At 50.7% G+C, this 18,994-nt stretch carries 14 protein-coding genes; 13 read left to right on the top strand and 1 reads right to left on the bottom strand.

Features of this window, described 5'->3' with window-relative positions; translation table 11 throughout:
• Window positions 1-389 precede the first annotated feature (389 nt).
• The 5 genes from FEK50_RS14320 to gntU all read left to right on the top strand — a co-directional run bounded on the left by FEK50_RS14320 (window position 390) and on the right by gntU (window position 5,343).
• Entirely contained in the window at window positions 390-1,427 is a 1,038-nt protein-coding gene (locus FEK50_RS14320; RefSeq protein WP_130260956.1) for an oxidoreductase, read from the top strand.
• Window positions 1,428-1,549: 122 nt separating this feature from the next.
• The gene (gene yhhW, locus FEK50_RS14315; RefSeq protein WP_130209049.1) at window positions 1,550-2,245 is read left to right on the top strand and encodes a quercetin 2,3-dioxygenase; all 696 of its coding nucleotides are present in this window, start codon (window positions 1,550-1,552) and stop codon (window positions 2,243-2,245) included.
• 92 nt (window positions 2,246-2,337) lie between these two features.
• Window positions 2,338-3,333, top strand: coding sequence for a gluconate operon transcriptional repressor GntR (gene gntR, locus FEK50_RS14310; RefSeq protein ID WP_130209047.1), 996 nt, complete (start codon window positions 2,338-2,340; stop codon window positions 3,331-3,333).
• Window positions 3,334-3,471: 138 nt separating this feature from the next.
• Window positions 3,472-3,999 (top strand): gluconokinase, encoded by a 528-nt coding sequence (gene gntK / locus FEK50_RS14305; RefSeq protein WP_000108320.1) that lies wholly within the window; start codon window positions 3,472-3,474, stop codon window positions 3,997-3,999.
• A 3-nt stretch (window positions 4,000-4,002) separates the two neighbouring features.
• Window positions 4,003-5,343 carry a gluconate transporter gene (gene gntU / locus FEK50_RS14300; RefSeq protein WP_000210111.1) on the top strand — a complete coding sequence of 447 codons (1,341 nt, stop codon included), beginning with the start codon at window positions 4,003-4,005 and terminating at the stop codon, window positions 5,341-5,343.
• A 56-nt stretch (window positions 5,344-5,399) separates the two neighbouring features.
• Here the strand turns inward: gntU and yhgN are convergent, their stop codons facing one another.
• Window positions 5,400-5,993: an NAAT family transporter YhgN gene (yhgN, locus tag FEK50_RS14295; protein ID WP_130217718.1), complete on the bottom strand. Its 594-nt coding sequence runs from the start codon at window positions 5,991-5,993 to the stop codon at window positions 5,400-5,402.
• Between the two features lie 191 nt (window positions 5,994-6,184).
• Here yhgN and asd point away from each other — a divergent pair, with 191 nt between their 5' ends.
• The 8 genes from asd to FEK50_RS14255 all read left to right on the top strand — a co-directional run bounded on the left by asd (window position 6,185) and on the right by FEK50_RS14255 (window position 18,988).
• Window positions 6,185-7,288, top strand: a complete 1,104-nt coding sequence (gene asd / locus FEK50_RS14290) for an aspartate-semialdehyde dehydrogenase (RefSeq protein ID WP_064527660.1) — start codon at window positions 6,185-6,187, stop codon at window positions 7,286-7,288.
• Between the two features lie 271 nt (window positions 7,289-7,559).
• Window positions 7,560-9,746 carry a 1,4-alpha-glucan branching enzyme gene (gene glgB / locus FEK50_RS14285; RefSeq protein ID WP_130209043.1) on the top strand — a complete coding sequence of 729 codons (2,187 nt, stop codon included), beginning with the start codon at window positions 7,560-7,562 and terminating at the stop codon, window positions 9,744-9,746.
• The gene (gene glgX, locus FEK50_RS14280; protein ID WP_131161850.1) at window positions 9,743-11,716 is read left to right on the top strand and encodes a glycogen debranching protein GlgX; all 1,974 of its coding nucleotides are present in this window, start codon (window positions 9,743-9,745) and stop codon (window positions 11,714-11,716) included. Before glgB ends, glgX begins: the two co-directional genes overlap by 4 nt.
• 17 nt (window positions 11,717-11,733) lie before the next feature.
• Window positions 11,734-13,029 (top strand): glucose-1-phosphate adenylyltransferase, encoded by a 1,296-nt coding sequence (glgC, locus tag FEK50_RS14275; RefSeq protein ID WP_130209039.1) that lies wholly within the window; start codon window positions 11,734-11,736, stop codon window positions 13,027-13,029.
• Window positions 13,029-14,462 (top strand): glycogen synthase GlgA, encoded by a 1,434-nt coding sequence (gene glgA / locus FEK50_RS14270; protein ID WP_130209037.1) that lies wholly within the window; start codon window positions 13,029-13,031, stop codon window positions 14,460-14,462. Before glgC ends, glgA begins: the two co-directional genes overlap by 1 nt.
• Window positions 14,463-14,480: 18 nt before the next feature.
• Window positions 14,481-16,928, top strand: coding sequence for a glycogen phosphorylase (gene glgP / locus FEK50_RS14265; RefSeq protein WP_130209035.1), 2,448 nt, complete (start codon window positions 14,481-14,483; stop codon window positions 16,926-16,928).
• Window positions 16,929-17,410: 482 nt separating this feature from the next.
• Entirely contained in the window at window positions 17,411-18,115 is a 705-nt protein-coding gene (locus FEK50_RS14260) for a fimbrial protein (RefSeq protein WP_130209033.1), read from the top strand.
• 120 nt (window positions 18,116-18,235) lie between these two features.
• Window positions 18,236-18,988 carry a fimbria/pilus periplasmic chaperone gene (locus tag FEK50_RS14255; RefSeq protein WP_130260952.1) on the top strand — a complete coding sequence of 251 codons (753 nt, stop codon included), beginning with the start codon at window positions 18,236-18,238 and terminating at the stop codon, window positions 18,986-18,988.
• Window positions 18,989-18,994: the final 6 nt, after the last annotated feature.

The following is an 18,994-nucleotide window of genomic DNA, read 5'->3' as shown; positions in this document are numbered from 1 at the left end:
TGGACAAGTGCGAATGAGAATGATTATTATTGTCTCGCGATCAGGAAGACCCTCGCGGAGAACCTGAAAGCACGACATTGCTCACATTGCTTCCAGTATTACTTAGCCAGCCGGGTGCTGGCTTTTTTTTTGCTTTCGTACTGGTTTGATTGCCATTTTGTCCACGTGAAGTGTTCCTCGTGTTGAGACAAATGCAAAATTGCCTGATGCGCTACGCTTATCAGACCTACAAACCGATGCCATTTTGTGTAGGCAGGTAAGGCGTTCACGCCGCATCCGGCATGATCAAAGTGCACTTTGCCAACAATCTGACGTACTGAAGCCCAGGCATAGGAACCGCGTCCGCTTTGCGCTAAGGTGTAAATAACCACCTTAAAAAGGACGAAATCATGGTCATCAACTGTGCCTTTATTGGCTTCGGCAAAAGCACCACCCGTTACCATCTTCCGTATGTACTTAACCGCAAGGATAGCTGGCATGTCGCGCATATTTTTCGCCGCCATGCGAAGCCGGAAGAACAGGCCCCCATTTATTCCCATATTCATTTCACCAGCGATCTCGACGAAGTATTAAACGATCCCGATGTTAAGCTGGTTGTCGTCTGCACCCACGCGGACAGCCACTTCGAGTACGCGAAGCGCGCGTTGGAAGCCGGGAAAAATGTACTGGTCGAAAAACCGTTCACCCCGACGCTTGCGCAGGCGAAAGAGCTGTTTGCGCTGGCGAAAAGTAAAGGGTTAACCGTCACGCCGTATCAGAATCGTCGCTTTGATTCCTGCTTCCTGACGGCGAAAAAAGCGATTGAAAGCGGCAAGCTGGGAGAGATTGTCGAAGTGGAAAGCCATTTTGACTATTACCGCCCGGTGGCAGAAACCAAACCTGGACTGCCGCAGGATGGCGCGTTCTATGGGCTTGGTGTGCATACCCTGGACCAGGTTATCTCGCTGTTTGGTCGCCCGGATCACGTCGCTTATGACATCCGCAGCCTGCGTAATAAAGCCAATCCTGACGACACCTTTGAAGCGCAGCTGTTTTATGGCGACCTGAAAGCGATCGTTAAAACCAGTCATCTGGTGAAAATCGATTATCCGAAATTTATCGTTCACGGTAAGAAAGGTACATTTATTAAATACGGCATCGACCAGCAGGAAACCAGCCTGAAGGCTAATATTATGCCGGGCGAACCTGGATTTGCGGCGGATGATTCGGTCGGTGTGCTGGAGTATGTCAATGACGAGGGCGTGACGGTCAGAGAAGAGATGAAGCCAGAGATGGGCGACTATGGACGTGTGTATGATGCGTTGTACCAAACCATCACCAACGGTGCGCCAAATTACGTCAAGGAATCTGAAGTTCTTACCAATCTGGAAATCCTTGAACGCGGTTTTGAACAAGCCTCTCCCTCCACAGTGACTCTCGTGAAGTAAGTTTGATGGCCCCTCGAATAGTTCAATTTTTTTGAACAGAGGGGTCAATTTTCACCCTCTATCATCCCAGGCAGATCGGGTCCACACTAAGCCCATCGAAATCATTCAGGGGGCGAATACAAATGATCTACTTACGCAAAGCAAATGAACGCGGTCATGCTAATCATGGCTGGCTGGACTCCTGGCATACTTTCTCTTTTGCCAATTATTACGATCCGAACTTTATGGGCTTCTCCGCGCTGCGCGTGATTAACGACGACGTGATTGAAGCAGGGCAGGGCTTCGGCACTCACCCGCATAAAGATATGGAAATTTTGACCTACGTGCTGGAAGGTACTGTTGAGCATCAGGACAGCATGGGCAATAAAGAACAGGTTCCGGCGGGCGAGTTCCAGATTATGAGTGCGGGTACGGGTATTCGTCACTCAGAGTACAACCCAAGCAGCACCGAGCGTCTGCACCTGTATCAGATCTGGATCATGCCAGAAGAAAACGGTATTACGCCGCGTTATGAACAGCGTCGCTTCGATGCCGTGCAGGGCAAACAGCTGGTGCTCTCGCCGGATGCGCGTGACGGTTCGCTGAAAGTGTATCAGGATATGGAACTGTACCGCTGGGCGCTGGTAAAAGATGAGCAGTCGATACATCAGATTGCCGCTGAACGCCGCGTCTGGATCCAGGTGGTGAAAGGTAATGTCACTATTAACGGCGTAAAAGCCTCGACCAGCGATGGTCTGGCGATTTGGGATGAGCAGGCGATTTCCGTCCACGCTGATAGCGACAGTGAAATCCTGCTGTTCGATTTACCGCCAGTCTAAATTTATCTCACAACCTTCCTGAGGAATCAGGAAGGTTGTGATGCGTCCGTGGTAAACTAAAGGAATCTATCCCTTTTGTACCTTTCAGGACGATGAAAAAGAAAAGACCCGTACTTCAGGATGTGGCTGACCGTGTAGGCGTGACCAAAATGACGGTCAGCCGCTTTTTGCGTAACCCGGAGCAGGTTTCCGTCGCTCTACGTGGCAAGATTGCCGCCGCTCTTGATGAACTGGGTTATATTCCCAATCGTGCGCCCGATATCCTCTCAAACGCCACCAGCCGGGCGATTGGCGTCCTGTTACCTTCTCTCACCAACCAGGTTTTTGCGGAAGTATTACGCGGAATCGAAAGCGTCACCGACGCGCACGGTTATCAGACGATGCTGGCGCACTACGGTTATAAGCCGGAAATGGAGCAAGAACGCCTCGAATCCATGCTCTCCTGGAATATCGATGGCTTGATCCTTACCGAACGCACCCACACGCCACGCACCTTAAAGATGATTGAAGTGGCGGGTATTCCGGTGGTGGAGCTGATGGACAGCCAGTCGCCGTGCCTCGATATTGCTGTCGGTTTTAATAACTTTGAAGCGGCACGCCAGATGACTGCTGCCATTATTGCTCGCGGGCATCGACACATTGCTTATCTCGGCGCACGTCTCGACGAACGTACTATCATCAAACAGAAGGGATATGAGCAGGCGATGCTGGATGCAGGCCTGGTGCCATATAGCGTGATGGTTGAACAATCTTCTTCTTACTCTTCCGGTATTGAACTGATTCGTCAGGCGCGGCGGGAATATCCGCAGTTGGATGGCGTGTTCTGTACCAACGATGACCTGGCGGTCGGCGCGGCGTTTGAATGTCAGCGTCTGGGGTTGAAAGTTCCTGACGATATGGCGATTGCCGGTTTCCACGGTCATGACATTGGCCAGGTGATGGAGCCACGGCTGGCAAGTGTGCTGACGCCGCGTGAGCGGATGGGCAGCATTGGCGCTGAACGCCTGCTGGCGCGTATTCGTGGCGAAGCGGTGACGCCGAAAATGTTAGATTTAGGTTTCACCTTGTCACCAGGTGGATCTATTTAAGCCTACAAATTTGAAGTAGCTCACACTTATACACTTAAGGCACGGATGGATATTGCTTCTGATTTTGTCCGGCCGGACAATGTTACCGATAACAGTTACCCGTAACATTTTTAATTCTTGTACTGTGGGGGCACCACTTTGAGCACGACTAACCATGATCACCACATTTACGTTCTGATGGGCGTCTCAGGCAGCGGCAAATCTGCGGTCGCCAGTGAAGTGGCGCATCAACTTCATGCCGCGTTTCTTGATGGCGATTTCCTCCATCCGCGCTGCAATATCGAAAAAATGGCGTCTGGTGAACCGCTGAACGACGACGATCGCAAACCGTGGTTGCAGGCGCTGAACGACGCCGCGTTTGCCATGCAGCGTACCAATAAAGTGTCGCTGATCGTCTGCTCTGCACTGAAAAAACACTATCGCGACTTGCTGCGTGAAGGTAATCCGAATCTCTCTTTCATCTACCTGAAAGGCGATTTTGATGTGATTGAAAGCCGCCTGAAAGCGCGCAAAGGCCATTTCTTTAAAACCCAAATGCTGGTGACGCAGTTTGAAACGCTGCAGGAGCCGGGTGCGGACGAAACCGATGTACTGGTGGTGGATATCGATCAACCGCTGGAAGGTGTTGTGGCAAGCACCATTGAGGTTATTAAAAAAGGCAAATAAGTAGTGACTACATTAACGCTTGTTTTAACAGCAGTAGGGTCTGTTTTACTGCTGCTGTTTTTAGTCATGAAGGCGCGTATGCACGCTTTCCTGGCTTTGATGGTGGTGTCTATGGGGGCTGGCCTTTTTTCCGGTATGCCGCTCGATAAAATCGCAGCGACGATGGAAAAAGGGATGGGAGGCACCCTCGGCTTCCTGGCGGTGGTTGTCGCCCTGGGAGCCATGTTTGGCAAGATCTTACATGAAACCGGCGCAGTCGATCAGATTGCCGTCAAAATGCTCAAATCCTTCGGTCACAGCCGCGCGCATTATGCCATCGGCCTTGCGGGGCTGGTCTGCGCGCTACCGCTGTTCTTTGAAGTGGCGATTGTTCTGCTGATTAGCGTTGCCTTCTCGATGGCGCGCCACACCGGTACGAATCTGGTGAAACTGGTAATCCCATTATTCGCAGGCGTGGCGGCAGCGGCGGCATTTCTGGTGCCTGGACCAGCGCCGATGCTGCTGGCATCGCAGATGAATGCCGATTTTGGCTGGATGATCCTGATTGGCCTGTGTGCGGCAATTCCGGGAATGATTATTGCCGGGCCGCTGTGGGGCAATTTCATCAGCCGTTACGTTGAGCTGCATATTCCTGACGACATTAGCGAACCGCATCTCGGCGAAGGCAAAATGCCGTCTTTTGGATTTAGCCTGTCGCTGATCCTGCTGCCGCTGGTGCTGGTAGGTCTTAAAACCATTGCTGCGCGTTTTGTACCAGAAGGATCAACTGCTTACGAATGGTTTGAGTTTATCGGTCATCCGTTTACTGCGATTCTGGTTGCTTGTCTGGTAGCAATTTATGGCCTGGCAATGCGTCAGGGCATGCCAAAAGACAAAGTGATGGAGATTTGCGGTCACGCGCTGCAACCGGCGGGGATCATTCTGCTGGTGATTGGTGCGGGCGGCGTGTTCAAACAGGTGCTGGTTGACTCTGGCGTAGGTCCGGCGCTGGGCGAAGCGTTAACCGGCATGGGCCTGCCGATTGCCATCACCTGCTTCGTGCTGGCAGCTGCAGTGCGCATCATTCAGGGGTCTGCCACCGTTGCCTGTTTAACGGCGGTGGGGCTGGTGATGCCGGTCATTGAACAATTGAATTACTCCGGTGCGCAAATGGCGGCACTGTCGATTTGTATCGCCGGTGGTTCGATTGTTGTCAGCCACGTTAACGACGCTGGTTTCTGGTTGTTCGGTAAATTTACCGGTGCGACCGAAGCCGAAACGCTGAAAACCTGGACCATGATGGAAACCATCCTCGGCACTGTTGGTGCCATCGTCGGGATGATTGCGTTCCAGTTGTTGAGTTAAGTCTGTTTGCCCGGTAGGTCTTACACTACCGGGCTCCTTCCTGGTAATGCCTCTCGTCACCCCTTCATCCACATCCGAATGCCGTCGAGGAACATCTGGGTTGCCATCATCACCAGAATCAATCCCATCAGGCGTTCCAGCGCATTCACTCCTTTCTCGCCCAGCAGACGTAAAAATAGCGATGACTGTAGCAGGATAACAAAGGTGCCGCCCCAGGCCAGCAGCAGCGCAATTACCAGATGCCCCATCTGATTCGGGTATTGGTGAGACAGCAACATTAATGTGGCGAGGATAGTCGGCCCTGCTACTAATGGGATTGCCAGCGGCACAATAAACGGCTCTTCACCTGCCGGAAGCCCACTGCTATTGCCTGAAGCACTGGGGAAAATCATCTTAATGGCGATCAGAAAGAGAATGATGCCGCCAGAAATGGAGACGGTTTCTGCCCGCAGGCTAAGAAATGCCAGAATTTTCTCACCCGCAAACAGGAACACCAGCATCACCATGAGAGCAATAAGCAACTCTCGCACCATGATTGCCCGACGTCTTTTCGGTTCTGTATGTTTCAGTACGGACATAAAAATAGGTAGGTTTCCGAGCGGATCCATAATCAAGATCAATAAAACTGCTGCAGAAATGATTTCATTCATAACTCAAGTTCCCTGATAATTGCCGTGGACTTTCTGCGTGCTACGAAAGCAGGATAAGTCGCATTACTGATGGCTTCGCTATCATTGATTAATTTCACTTGCGACTTTGGCTGCTTTTTGTATGGTGAAAGATGTGCCATGAGGACACCGGCACATATATACAGCACACATCTTTGCAGGAAAAAACGCTTATGAAAAATGTTGGTTTTATCGGCTGGCGCGGTATGGTCGGCTCCGTTCTCATGCAACGCATGGTTGAAGAGCGCGACTTCGACGCCATTCGCCCTGTCTTCTTTTCGACTTCACAGTCTGGTCAGGCTGCGCCTTCCTTCGGCGGTGCTTCTGGCACACTTCAGGATGCCTTTGATCTGGAGGCGCTGAAGGCTCTCGATATCATCGTAACCTGTCAGGGCGGCGATTATACCAACGAAATCTATCCAAAGCTCCGTGAGAGCGGATGGCAAGGTTACTGGATTGACGCAGCATCGTCTCTGCGCATGAAAGATGACGCCATCATCATTCTTGACCCAGTCAATCAGGACGTCATTACTGATGGATTAAATAAAGGCATCAGGACTTTTGTTGGCGGTAACTGTACCGTAAGCCTGATGTTGATGTCGTTGGGCGGTTTATTCGCCAATGATCTTGTAGATTGGGTTTCCGTTGCAACCTACCAGGCGGCTTCCGGCGGTGGTGCGCGACATATGCGTGAGTTGTTAACCCAGATGGGCCAACTGTATGGCCATGTGGCGGATGAACTCGCGACACCGTCCTCTGCTATTCTCGATATTGAACGCAAAGTCACGACTTTAACCCGCAGCGGCGAGTTGTCAGTGGATAACTTTGGCGTGCCGCTGGCGGGTAGCCTGATTCCGTGGATCGACAAACAGCTTGATAACGGTCAGAGCCGCGAAGAATGGAAAGGGCAGGCAGAAACCAACAAGATTCTCAACACATCTTCCGTTATTCCGGTAGATGGTTTGTGTGTGCGTGTCGGGGCGTTGCGCTGCCACAGCCAGGCATTCACCATCAAATTGAAAAAAGATGTGTCTATTCCGACCGTGGAAGAACTGTTGGCGGCCCATAACCCGTGGGCAAAAGTGGTTCCAAACGATCGCGAAATCACTATGCGTGAGCTAACCCCAGCTGCCGTCACCGGTACGCTGACCACGCCGGTAGGCCGTTTGCGTAAGCTGAATATGGGACCTGAGTTCCTGTCAGCCTTTACCGTGGGCGACCAGCTGCTGTGGGGGGCCGCGGAGCCGCTACGCCGGATGCTTCGTCAACTGGCGTAATGTTTATTCATTAAATTTGGGGCGTAATGCTGCCCCTTTTAGTGCGTAGTACAGGAGTAAGCGCAGATGTTTCATGATTTACCGGGAGTTAAGTAGAGCATTGGCTATTCTTTAAGGGTGGCGGGATACATACGTATTCAATGCCTTACCTGAAGTGAGGACGGCGTAGAGAGGATGCACAGAGTGCTGCGCCGTTCAGGTCAAAAAAATGTCACAACCAGATGTCAAAAATTAGTTGGATGGGGTGACACAATAAAACAGGAAGACAAGCATGTCCGATCGTATCGATAGAGACGTGATTAACGCGCTAATTGCAGGTCATTTTGCGGATCCTTTTTCCGTACTTGGAATGCATAAAACCACAGCGGGACTGGAAGTCCGTGCCCTTTTACCTGACGCCACCGATGTGTGGGTAATTGAACCAAAAACTGGACGCAAAGTCGCTAAACTGGAGTGTCTCGACTCTCGTGGATTCTTCAGCGGCGTCGTTCCTCGGCGTAAAAATTTTTTCCGCTATCAGTTGGCGGTTGTCTGGCATGGCCAGCAGAATCTGATTGATGATCCTTACCGTTTTGGCCCTTTAATCCAGGAAATGGACGCCTGGTTGTTATCTGAAGGTACCCACCTGCGCCCATATGAAACCTTAGGTGCGCACGCAGATACTATGGATGGCGTTACCGGCACGCGTTTTTCTGTCTGGGCGCCAAATGCCCGCCGTGTCTCGGTTGTTGGGCAATTCAACTACTGGGATGGTCGTCGTCACCCGATGCGCCTGCGTAAAGAGAGCGGCATTTGGGAACTGTTTATCCCTGGCGCGCATAACGGTCAGCTCTATAAATACGAAATGATTGATGCCAATGGCAATCTGCGTTTGAAGTCTGATCCTTATGCCTTCGAAGCGCAGATGCGCCCGGAAACCGCTTCCCTTATTTGCGGACTGCCTGAAAAGGTCGTGCAGACCGAAGAGCGCAAAAAAGCGAATCAGTTTGATGCGCCAATTTCTATCTATGAAGTTCACCTGGGGTCATGGCGTCGTCACGCCGACAACAACTTCTGGTTAAGCTACCGCGAACTTGCCGATCAGTTGGTGCCTTACGCTAAATGGATGGGCTTTACCCACCTCGAACTGCTGCCAATTAACGAACATCCATTCGATGGCAGTTGGGGCTATCAGCCGACAGGTTTGTATGCGCCAACTCGCCGTTTTGGCACTCGCGATGATTTCCGCTATTTCATTGATGCCGCCCACGCAGCAGGTTTGAACGTGATTCTCGACTGGGTGCCGGGTCACTTCCCGACAGATGACTTTGCACTTGCCGAATTTGACGGCACAAATCTGTATGAACACAGCGATCCGCGTGAAGGCTACCATCAGGACTGGAACACCCTGATTTACAACTATGGCCGCCGTGAGGTCAGCAATTTCCTTGTTGGTAATGCGCTGTACTGGATCGAGCGTTTTGGTATCGATGCGCTGCGCGTCGATGCGGTTGCTTCGATGATTTATCGTGATTACAGCCGTAAAGAAGGCGAGTGGATCCCGAACGAGTATGGTGGACGCGAGAATCTGGAAGCGATTGAATTCCTTCGCAATACCAACCGTATTATCGGTGAACAAGTTCCTGGTGCAGTAACGATGGCGGAGGAGTCTACCGACTTCCCGAACGTTTCCCGCCCGCAGGATATTGGTGGTCTGGGCTTCTGGTACAAGTGGAACCTCGGCTGGATGCACGACACTCTGGATTACATGAAGCTCGACCCGGTTTATCGTCAATACCACCACAATAAACTCACCTTCGGGATGCTCTACAACTACACTGAAAACTTCGTCCTGCCGCTGTCGCACGACGAAGTGGTGCACGGCAAAAAATCGATTCTCGACAGGATGCCTGGCGATGCATGGCAGAAGTTTGCCAATCTGCGAGCCTACTATGCCTGGATGTGGGCGTTCCCGGGCAAGAAACTGTTGTTCATGGGTAACGAATTTGCCCAAGGGCGTGAGTGGAACCACGATGCCAGCCTCGACTGGCATCTGCTGGAAGGTGGCGACAACTGGCATCACGGTGTCCAGCGACTGGTACGCGATCTGAACCATACTTATCGTCACCACAAAGCTCTGCACGAGCTGGATTTCGACGCCTACGGCTTTGAATGGCTGGTGGTGGATGACCATGAGCGCTCGGTGCTGATCTTTGTGCGTCGCGATAAAGAGGGTAACGAAATTATCGTTGCCAGCAACTTTACGCCGGTGCCGCGCCATGATTATCGCTTTGGCATTAATCAGCCAGGTAAGTGGCGTGAGATTCTCAACACCGATTCCATGCACTACCACGGCAGCAATGCTGGCAATGGCGGCGCGGTACATAGCGATGAGATCGCCAGCCACGGTCGTCAGCATTCATTGAGCCTTACTCTACCACCGCTGGCCACTATCTGGCTGGTGCGGGAGGGAGAATGACACAACTCGCCATTGGCAAACCTGCTCCCCTTGGCGCGCACTATGATGGCCAGGGCGTCAACTTCACGCTCTTTTCCGCTCATGCCGAGCGGGTAGAGCTGTGTGTGTTTGACGCTCAGGGCATAGAACACCGGTATGACTTGCCAGGACGCAGCGGCGATGTCTGGCACGGTTACTTGCCGGATGCTCGCCCGGGTTTGCACTATGGGTATCGCGTACATGGCCCCTGGCAACCTGCCGTGGGGCATCGCTTTAACCCGGCGAAGTTGTTGATTGATCCTTGCGCGCGGCAAATTGAGGGTGAGTTTAAAGATAACCCGCTGCTGCATGCAGGCCATAATGAACCTGATTATCGTGACAACGCCGCCATTGCGCCGAAATGCGTGGTGGTGGTCGATCACTATGACTGGGAGGATGATGCCCCGCCGCGCACGCCGTGGGGCAGCACCATCATTTATGAAGCCCATGTCAAAGGATTAACCTATCTGCATCCGGAGATCCCGGTTGAGATCCGCGGCACCTATAAAGCGCTCGGCCATCCGGTGATGATCAACTATTTAAAACGGTTGGGTATTACCGCACTGGAACTGTTGCCAGTGGCGCAGTTTGCCAGTGAACCGCGCCTGCAACGTATGGGGCTAAGTAACTACTGGGGCTACAATCCGGTGGCGCTGTTTGCGCTGCATCCGGCATATGCCAGCTCGCCCGAAACGGCGTTGGACGAATTCCGCGACGCAGTGAAAGCCCTGCACAAGGCGGGTATTGAAGTTATTCTCGACATCGTACTCAACCACAGTGCGGAACTGGACCTGGACGGCCCGGTATTCTCACTGCGCGGGATCGACAACCGTAGCTATTATTGGATAAGAGAAGACGGCGATTATCACAACTGGACCGGCTGTGGTAATACGCTCAATCTGAGCCATCCGGCGGTAGTGGAGTACGCCAGCGCCTGTCTACGCTACTGGGTAGAAATCTGCCACGTTGATGGCTTTCGCTTCGATCTCGCAGCAGTCATGGGACGAACACCGGAGTTTCGTCAGGATGCGCCGCTGTTTACGGCTATCCAGAATTGCCCAGTGCTTTCGCAAGTGAAGTTGATTGCCGAACCGTGGGATATCGCGCTAGGTGGTTATCAGGTGGGCAATTTCCCACCGCTGTTTGCCGAGTGGAATGATCATTTCCGCGACGCCGCACGCCGTTTCTGGCTGCACTATAACTTGTCGCTGGGTGAGTTTGCCGGGCGTTTTGCCGCCTCCAGCGATGTTTTTAAACGTAATGGCCGTCTGCCGAGCGCTGCGATTAATCTCGTTACTGCGCATGACGGTTTTACGCTTCGCGACTGCGTTTGTTTCAACCATAAACACAATGAAGCAAATGGAGAGGAAAATCGCGACGGGACCAACAACAATTACAGTAACAATCATGGTAAAGAAGGGTTAGGCGGTACTCTTGATTTGATTGAACGGCGGCGCGACAGCATTCACGCCCTGTTAACGACGTTGTTGCTCTCCCAGGGTACGCCGATGTTACTGGCAGGTGATGAACATGGTCACAGCCAGCATGGCAATAACAATGCCTACTGTCAGGATAACCAACTAACGTGGTTGGACTGGTCGCAGGCAAACAGTGGGTTAACGGGGTTTACCACCGCGTTAATCCATTTGCGCAAGCGCATTCCTGCTTTGGTAGAGGATCGCTGGTGGGAAGAAGGCGATGGCAATGTCCGTTGGCTGAATCGATATGCTCAACCTTTAAGCTCGGATGAGTGGCAAAACGGGCCAAAGCAGCTGCAAATTTTGCTTTCGGATCGTTTTTTGATCGCAATAAACGCCACGCTTGAGGTAACAGAGATTGTTTTACCTGCTGGGGAGTGGCACGCCATTCCCCCATTCGCTGGAGAGGATAACCCAGTGATTACGGCTGTCTGGCCGGGACCTGCACACGGATTGTGTGTGTTCCAGAGATGATAAAAAAGGAGTTAGTCATGGTTAGTTTAGAGAAGAACGATCACTTAATGTTGGCGCGCCAGCTGCCATTGAAATCTGTTGCCCTGATACTGGCGGGAGGACGTGGTACCCGCCTGAAGGATTTAACCAATAAGAGAGCAAAGCCTGCCGTACACTTCGGCGGTAAGTTCCGCATTATCGACTTTGCGCTGTCCAACTGCATCAACTCTGGGATCCGTCGTATGGGCGTGATCACCCAGTACCAGTCTCACACCCTGGTGCAGCATATTCAGCGTGGCTGGTCGTTCTTCAATGAAGAAATGAACGAGTTTGTCGACCTGCTGCCCGCGCAGCAGAGAATGAAAGGGGAAAACTGGTATCGCGGTACCGCAGACGCGGTCACTCAAAACCTCGATATTATCCGCCGCTATAAAGCGGAGTATGTGGTGATCCTGGCTGGTGACCACATCTACAAGCAAGACTACTCGCGAATGCTTATCGACCACGTCGAAAAAGGTGCGCGTTGTACTGTTGCTTGTATGCCAGTACCGATTGAAGAAGCCTCTGCATTTGGCGTTATGGCAGTCGATGAAAACGATAAAATTATCGAATTTGTTGAAAAACCTGCTAACCCGCCATCAATGCCAAACGATCCGAGCAAATCTCTGGCGAGTATGGGTATCTACGTCTTTGACGCCGACTATCTATATGAATTGCTGGAAGAAGACGATCGTGATGAAAATTCCAGCCACGACTTTGGTAAAGATTTGATTCCAAAAATCACCGAAGAAGGCCTGGCTTATGCGCATCCATTCCCTCTCTCTTGCGTACAGTCTGACCCAGACGCCGAGCCGTACTGGCGCGATGTGGGAACGCTGGAAGCTTACTGGAAAGCGAACCTTGATCTGGCCTCTGTGGTGCCGGAACTGGATATGTACGATCGCAACTGGCCAATTCGCACCTACAATGAATCATTGCCACCAGCGAAATTCGTTCAGGATCGCTCTGGTAGCCATGGGATGACCCTTAACTCACTGGTTTCCGGCGGTTGTGTAATCTCTGGTTCAGTGGTGGTGCAGTCCGTTCTGTTCTCGCGCGTTCGTGTTAATTCATTCTGCAACATTGATTCCGCCGTATTGTTACCGGAAGTATGGGTAGGTCGCTCGTGCCGTCTGCGCCGCTGTGTCATTGACCGCGCGTGTGTCATTCCGGAAGGCATGGTGATTGGTGAGGATGCAGAGGAAGATGCACGTCGTTTCTATCGTTCAGAAGAAGGCATCGTGCTGGTTACGCGCGAAATGCTACGGAAGTTAGGGTATAAACAGGAGCGATAATGCAGGTTTTACATGTATGTTCAGAGATGTTCCCGCTGCTTAAAACCGGCGGTCTGGCTGATGTTATTGGGGCATTACCCGCAGCACAAATCGCAGACGGCGTTGACGCTCGCGTACTGTTGCCTGCATTTCCCGATATTCGCCGTGGCGTGACCGATGCGCAGGTGGTATCTCGTCGTGATACCTTTGCCGGGCATATCACGCTGCTGTTCGGACATTACAACGGGGTTGGTATTTACCTGATTGACGCGCCGCATCTCTACAATCGTCCCGGAAGCCCGTATCACGATACCAACTTATTTGCCTACACTGACAACGTGTTGCGTTTTGCGCTGTTGGGGTGGGTCGGGGCAGAAATGGCCAGTGGGCTGGACCCATTCTGGCGCCCTGATGTGGTGCACGCGCACGACTGGCATGCCGGCCTTGCGCCTGCGTATCTGGCGGCACGCGGGCGTCCGGCGAAGTCGGTGTTTACTGTGCACAATCTGGCCTATCAAGGCATGTTTTATGCACATCACATGAATGACATCCAATTGCCATGGTCATTCTTTAATGTTCACGGGCTGGAGTTCAACGGGCAAATCTCTTTCCTGAAAGCCGGACTGTATTACGCTGACCATATTACAGCGGTTAGTCCGACCTACGCTCGCGAGATTACTGAACCACAGTTTGCCTACGGTATGGAAGGTTTACTTCAGCAGCGTCATCGTGAAGGGCGACTTTCCGGCGTACTGAACGGCGTGGACGAGAAAATCTGGAGTCCAGAGACGGACTTACTTTTAGCCTCGCGTTACACCCGCGATTCATTGGAGGATAAAGCGGAGAATAAGCGCCAGTTGCAAATCGCAATGGGGCTTAAGGTTGACGATAAAGTGCCGCTTTTTGCAGTGGTGAGCCGTCTGACCAGCCAGAAAGGCCTGGATCTGGTGTTAGAAGCCTTACCGGGCCTTCTGGAACAGGGCGGACAACTGGCGCTGCTCGGCGCGGGCGATCCGGTATTGCAGGAAGGTTTCCTTGCTGCAGCAGCGGAACACCCCGGTCAGGTTGGTGTACAGATTGGTTATCACGAAGCATTTTCGCATCGCATTATGGGCGGCGCGGACGTCATTCTGGTGCCCAGTCGTTTTGAACCGTGCGGCTTAACGCAACTTTATGGATTGAAGTACGGCACGCTGCCGTTAGTGCGGCGTACCGGTGGGCTTGCTGATACGGTTTCTGACTGTTCTCTTGAGAACCTTGCAGATGGCGTCGCCAGTGGGTTTGTCTTTGAAGATAGTAATGCCTGGTCGTTGTTACGGGCTATTCGACGCGCTTTTGTTCTGTGGTCCCGCCCTTCATTGTGGCGGTTTGTGCAACGTCAGGCTATGGCAATGGATTTTAGCTGGCAGGTCGCGGCGAAGTCGTACCGTGAGCTTTACTATCGCTTGAAATAGTTTTCAGGAAACGCCTATATGAATGCTCCGTTTACATATTCATCGCCCACGCTTAGCGTAGAAGCTCTTAAGCACTCTATCGCTTATAAGCTGATGTTTACGATTGGCAAGGATCCTGTCGTTGCCAATAAACATGAATGGCTGAACGCAACGTTATTTGCTGTGCGCGATCGTCTCGTGGAGCGCTGGTTACGCTCGAATCGTGCCCAGCTGTCGCAAGAAACTCGTCAGGTTTACTATCTGTCGATGGAGTTTTTGATCGGTCGTACTCTCTCCAACGCCATGCTGTCGTTAGGTATTTATGACGATGTCCAGGGGGCGCTGGAGTCGATGGGGTTAAATCTCGAAGAGTTGATTGATGAGGAAAATGACCCTGGCCTCGGTAACGGCGGTCTGGGGCGTCTGGCGGCCTGCTTCCTGGATTCTCTGGCGACTTTAGGGTTACCAGGTCGCGGCTACGGTATTCGTTACGACTACGGCATGTTCAAGCAGAACATCGTTAACGGCAGCCAGAAAGAGTCACCGGACTACTGGCTGGAGTACGGCAACCCGTGGGAATTTAAACGACACAATACGCGCTACAAAGTGCGTTTTGGCGGACGTATTCAGCAAGAAGGCAAGAAAACACGCTGGATTGAAACTGAAGAAATTCTGGCCGTTGCTTATGACCAGATAATCCCCGGCTATGACACTGACGCAACTAATACCCTGCGTTTATGGAGCGCACAAGCCAGTAGCGAAATTAACCTGGGTAAATTCAATCAGGGTGACTACTTCGCGGCGGTGGAAGACAAAAACCACTCCGAGAACGTATCTCGCGTACTGTACCCGGACGACTCCACTTATTCCGGGCGTGAACTGCGTCTGCGTCAGGAATACTTCCTGGTTTCCTCGACCATTCAGGACATTTTAAGCCGCCATTATCAGCTGCATAAAACCTACGATAATCTGGCAGATAAAATCGCGATTCATCTCAATGACACCCATCCGGTGCTGTCGATTCCTGAATTGATGCGTCTGCTGATTGACGAGCATAAATTCAGCTGGGATGACGCTTTTGAAGTGTGTTGCGAGGTCTTCTCTTACACCAACCACACGCTGATGAGCGAGGCGCTGGAAACCTGGCCGGTCGATATGCTGGGTAAAATTCTGCCGCGTCACTTGCAGATAATCTTTGAAATTAATGACTATTTCCTGAAAACCTTGCAAGAGCAGTATCCGAACGACACTGACCTGCTGGGACGGGCGTCAATCATTGATGAATCCAACGGGCGTCGTGTGCGGATGGCCTGGCTGGCGGTTGTCGTGAGTCATAAAGTCAACGGTGTTTCGGAGTTGCACTCTAACCTGATGGTGCAGTCACTGTTTGCTGATTTTGCGAAAATCTTCCCGGGTCGTTTCACCAACGTTACCAACGGTGTGACGCCGCGTCGCTGGCTGGCGGTAGCAAACCCATCGCTTTCAGCCGTGCTGGACGAACACCTGGGCCGTAACTGGCGCACCGACCTTAGCCAGCTGAGCGAGCTGCAACAGCACTGTGATTTCCCGATGGTCAACCATGCGGTGCATCAGGCGAAGCTGGATAACAAAAAACGTCTGGCCGAGTACATCGCCCAGCAGTTGAATGTGGTGGTGAATCCGAAGGCGCTGTTTGATGTGCAGATCAAACGTATTCACGAATACAAACGTCAATTGATGAATGTGTTGCACGTTATCACTCGTTATAACCGTATCAAGGCCGATCCGGATGCTAATTGGGTGCCGCGCGTGAATATTTTTGGCGGCAAGGCCGCTTCGGCTTATTACATGGCGAAGCACATTATCCATTTGATCAACGATGTTGCTAAAGTGATCAACAACGATCCGCAGATTGGCGACAAGCTGAAAGTGGTGTTTATTCCGAACTACAGCGTTAGTCTGGCGCAGTTGATCATTCCGGCGGCCGATCTGTCTGAACAGATTTCACTGGCGGGGACGGAAGCCTCCGGCACCAGTAACATGAAGTTTGCTCTTAACGGCGCGCTGACTATCGGTACGCTGGACGGCGCGAACGTCGAGATGCTGGATCATGTCGGTGATGACAATATCTTTATCTTTGGTAACACTGCGGAAGAGGTGGAAGAACTGCGTCGTCAGGGTTACAAACCGCGTGAATACTACGAGAAAGATGAAGAGCTGCATCAGGTGCTGACGCAAATCGGCAGCGGCGTGTTCAGCCCTGAAGACCCAGGCCGTTACCGCGATCTGGTTGATTCGCTGATCAACTTTGGCGACCACTATCAGGTGCTGGCGGATTATCGCAGCTATGTCGATTGTCAGGATAAAGTCGACGAACTCTACGAGCGTCAGGAAGAGTGGACTGCAAAAGCGATGCTGAACATCGCCAATATGGGCTACTTCTCTTCAGACCGTACGATAAAAGAGTACGCCGATCATATCTGGCATATTGATCCAGTGAGATTGTAAGTTCGTAAAGTGATAACTGCCGTGTGTTCCCTTAAAGCTACCGTTAATGGGCACACGGCATTTTTATATCAGATAAACAAAATATCATGAAAATTTACATATGCTATCAATATATAATTAATATTTGTTATTTATTAATAAGGTACCTCATCAGGGAATGTTCCATATAACGAACATTATAAATAAATAATAAATCATTTGTCGTGTTTATATATTTACTCACTCCTCAGTTCTTCTTTCTAAAATAAACTCCTTTGTTTTCAAATGACTGTATTTTTATATAAAGTCAATTATTGCGAGCATTGATTCTTTTAGTTACATTACCAAGCAGCTCATATAATATTTTCCAGCCATTCTATCTCTTAATTTTTCTGGGATTAACCACACCAGCTTTATTCATTTAAATAATGTGATTTGTTAAAGCTGAATGTAAAAATAATCGCCAATATTGCTTGGATTTTTTAACAAAAGGAAAGGTATAAATGAAATTCAATCTATCTAATTTATCCGTAGTTTTACTCGCATCAGGTATGCTGATGTCAACTGCGGTAACTGCTGCGCCAGGCGATGCATCACAATTTGGTGGTGCGGATACAGACTGGAGCACCGTTGATTATCCAAAACTCACCGATATGGATAGCAACACCGATGCGATGGGCGGAAACATCCGCTTTACTGGTCGTGTGGTTAAAGCGACGTGTAAGGTTGCTACAGAATCGAAACAGATTGAAGTGGTACTGCCAGTCGTACCTTCTAACGCTTTCACGGGCATTGATACCGAAGCAACGGGTGCCAGTAACCAGACTGACTTCAACATTAAACTGACCGACTGCAGCAATACAGACAGTCAAAACATTGAATTTCGTTTTACTGGCGTAGCAGACAGTGCCAACCAGACGCTTGCCAATGAAGTTGAAGGGGCCGCTGATGCTGATAGTACTGGCGAAGCAGGTGCAACAGGTGTAGGGATTCGTATTTATTCTAAAAACACGACAGCTGATGGTCTGATTAAACTGAATACACAAACTCCTCAGGGGAGTAGTTCTTCGGCAGCTTACGTGATTCCTGGCGATGCAGCCAAACATGATTATACTGCCGCATTTACCGCGGGCTATGCGCAGAACGGTAGTACCGTTGCACCAGGTCTGGTGAAAGCTACGGCAAGTTTCGTTGTGCTGTACGAATAATTACAGCAAGATAATTTCAGGTTACAGTTAATTGTAGCCTGAAATTAATATTACGTGTTTATTTATAATAAATAGACACGTATCAGCAATTACAATTAATTTCATCTACAAGGATGCAGTATGAGATGGATTTCAAAAAATAAATGTTTAGCCAATAGAAATATAAATTCTTTGCTGAAGACTCAATATGCCATAAGGGCAGCGGCTCTATTTTTGCTGTCCGCCATATCTGTCAACGCTATGGCTGCGGGTGGTTTCGGTCTTGGTTCTACGCGTCTGGTTTATCCATCGGACAGTCAGCAAATTACGCTAAGTGTACAGAATGGTGGGGCTAACACCAGCTATTTAATCCAGTCATGGATTGATGACAATCAAAGCAGTAAAAAAAGTCAGGATTTTGTGGTTACGCCTCCTTTATTTATGTTGCCAACGCGAAAAGAGGCATCATTGAGGATAATGTTTATTGGTAAAACACAGTTACCGACTGATCGTGAAACATTATTCTGGATGAATGTGAAAGCGATTCCGCCGACGGATGAGAAGAATACTCAGAAAAACACGTTGCAACTGGCGTTACAAAACAGAATTAAATTATTTTACCGTCCGACTAATTTACCCATTCAGGCTGGTAAAGCACGGGATATGCTGCGATTTAAATACGAAGGTAAACAGCTGAGAATCATTAATCCTTCTCCCTATTACCTGACGGTGACAGGAATCAGGATGCAAGGGGCAAAATTACCCAATGCGTTTGTTCCCCCGAAAAGTGACATCACAGTTTCTTCTCCGGTGACGTTAGCGGGCGAAATTACTTATCAAACTATCAATGATTACGGTGCCACAACGGCCAGGCAAAAGGGAACGATGCAATAAACCTGG

The organism is Escherichia sp. E2586, from assembly GCF_005781105.1.
GTDB lineage: Bacteria > Pseudomonadota > Gammaproteobacteria > Enterobacterales > Enterobacteriaceae > Escherichia.
Note: the sequence above shows the minus strand (reverse complement) of the source record. Positions and strands in the feature narration are given on the sequence as shown.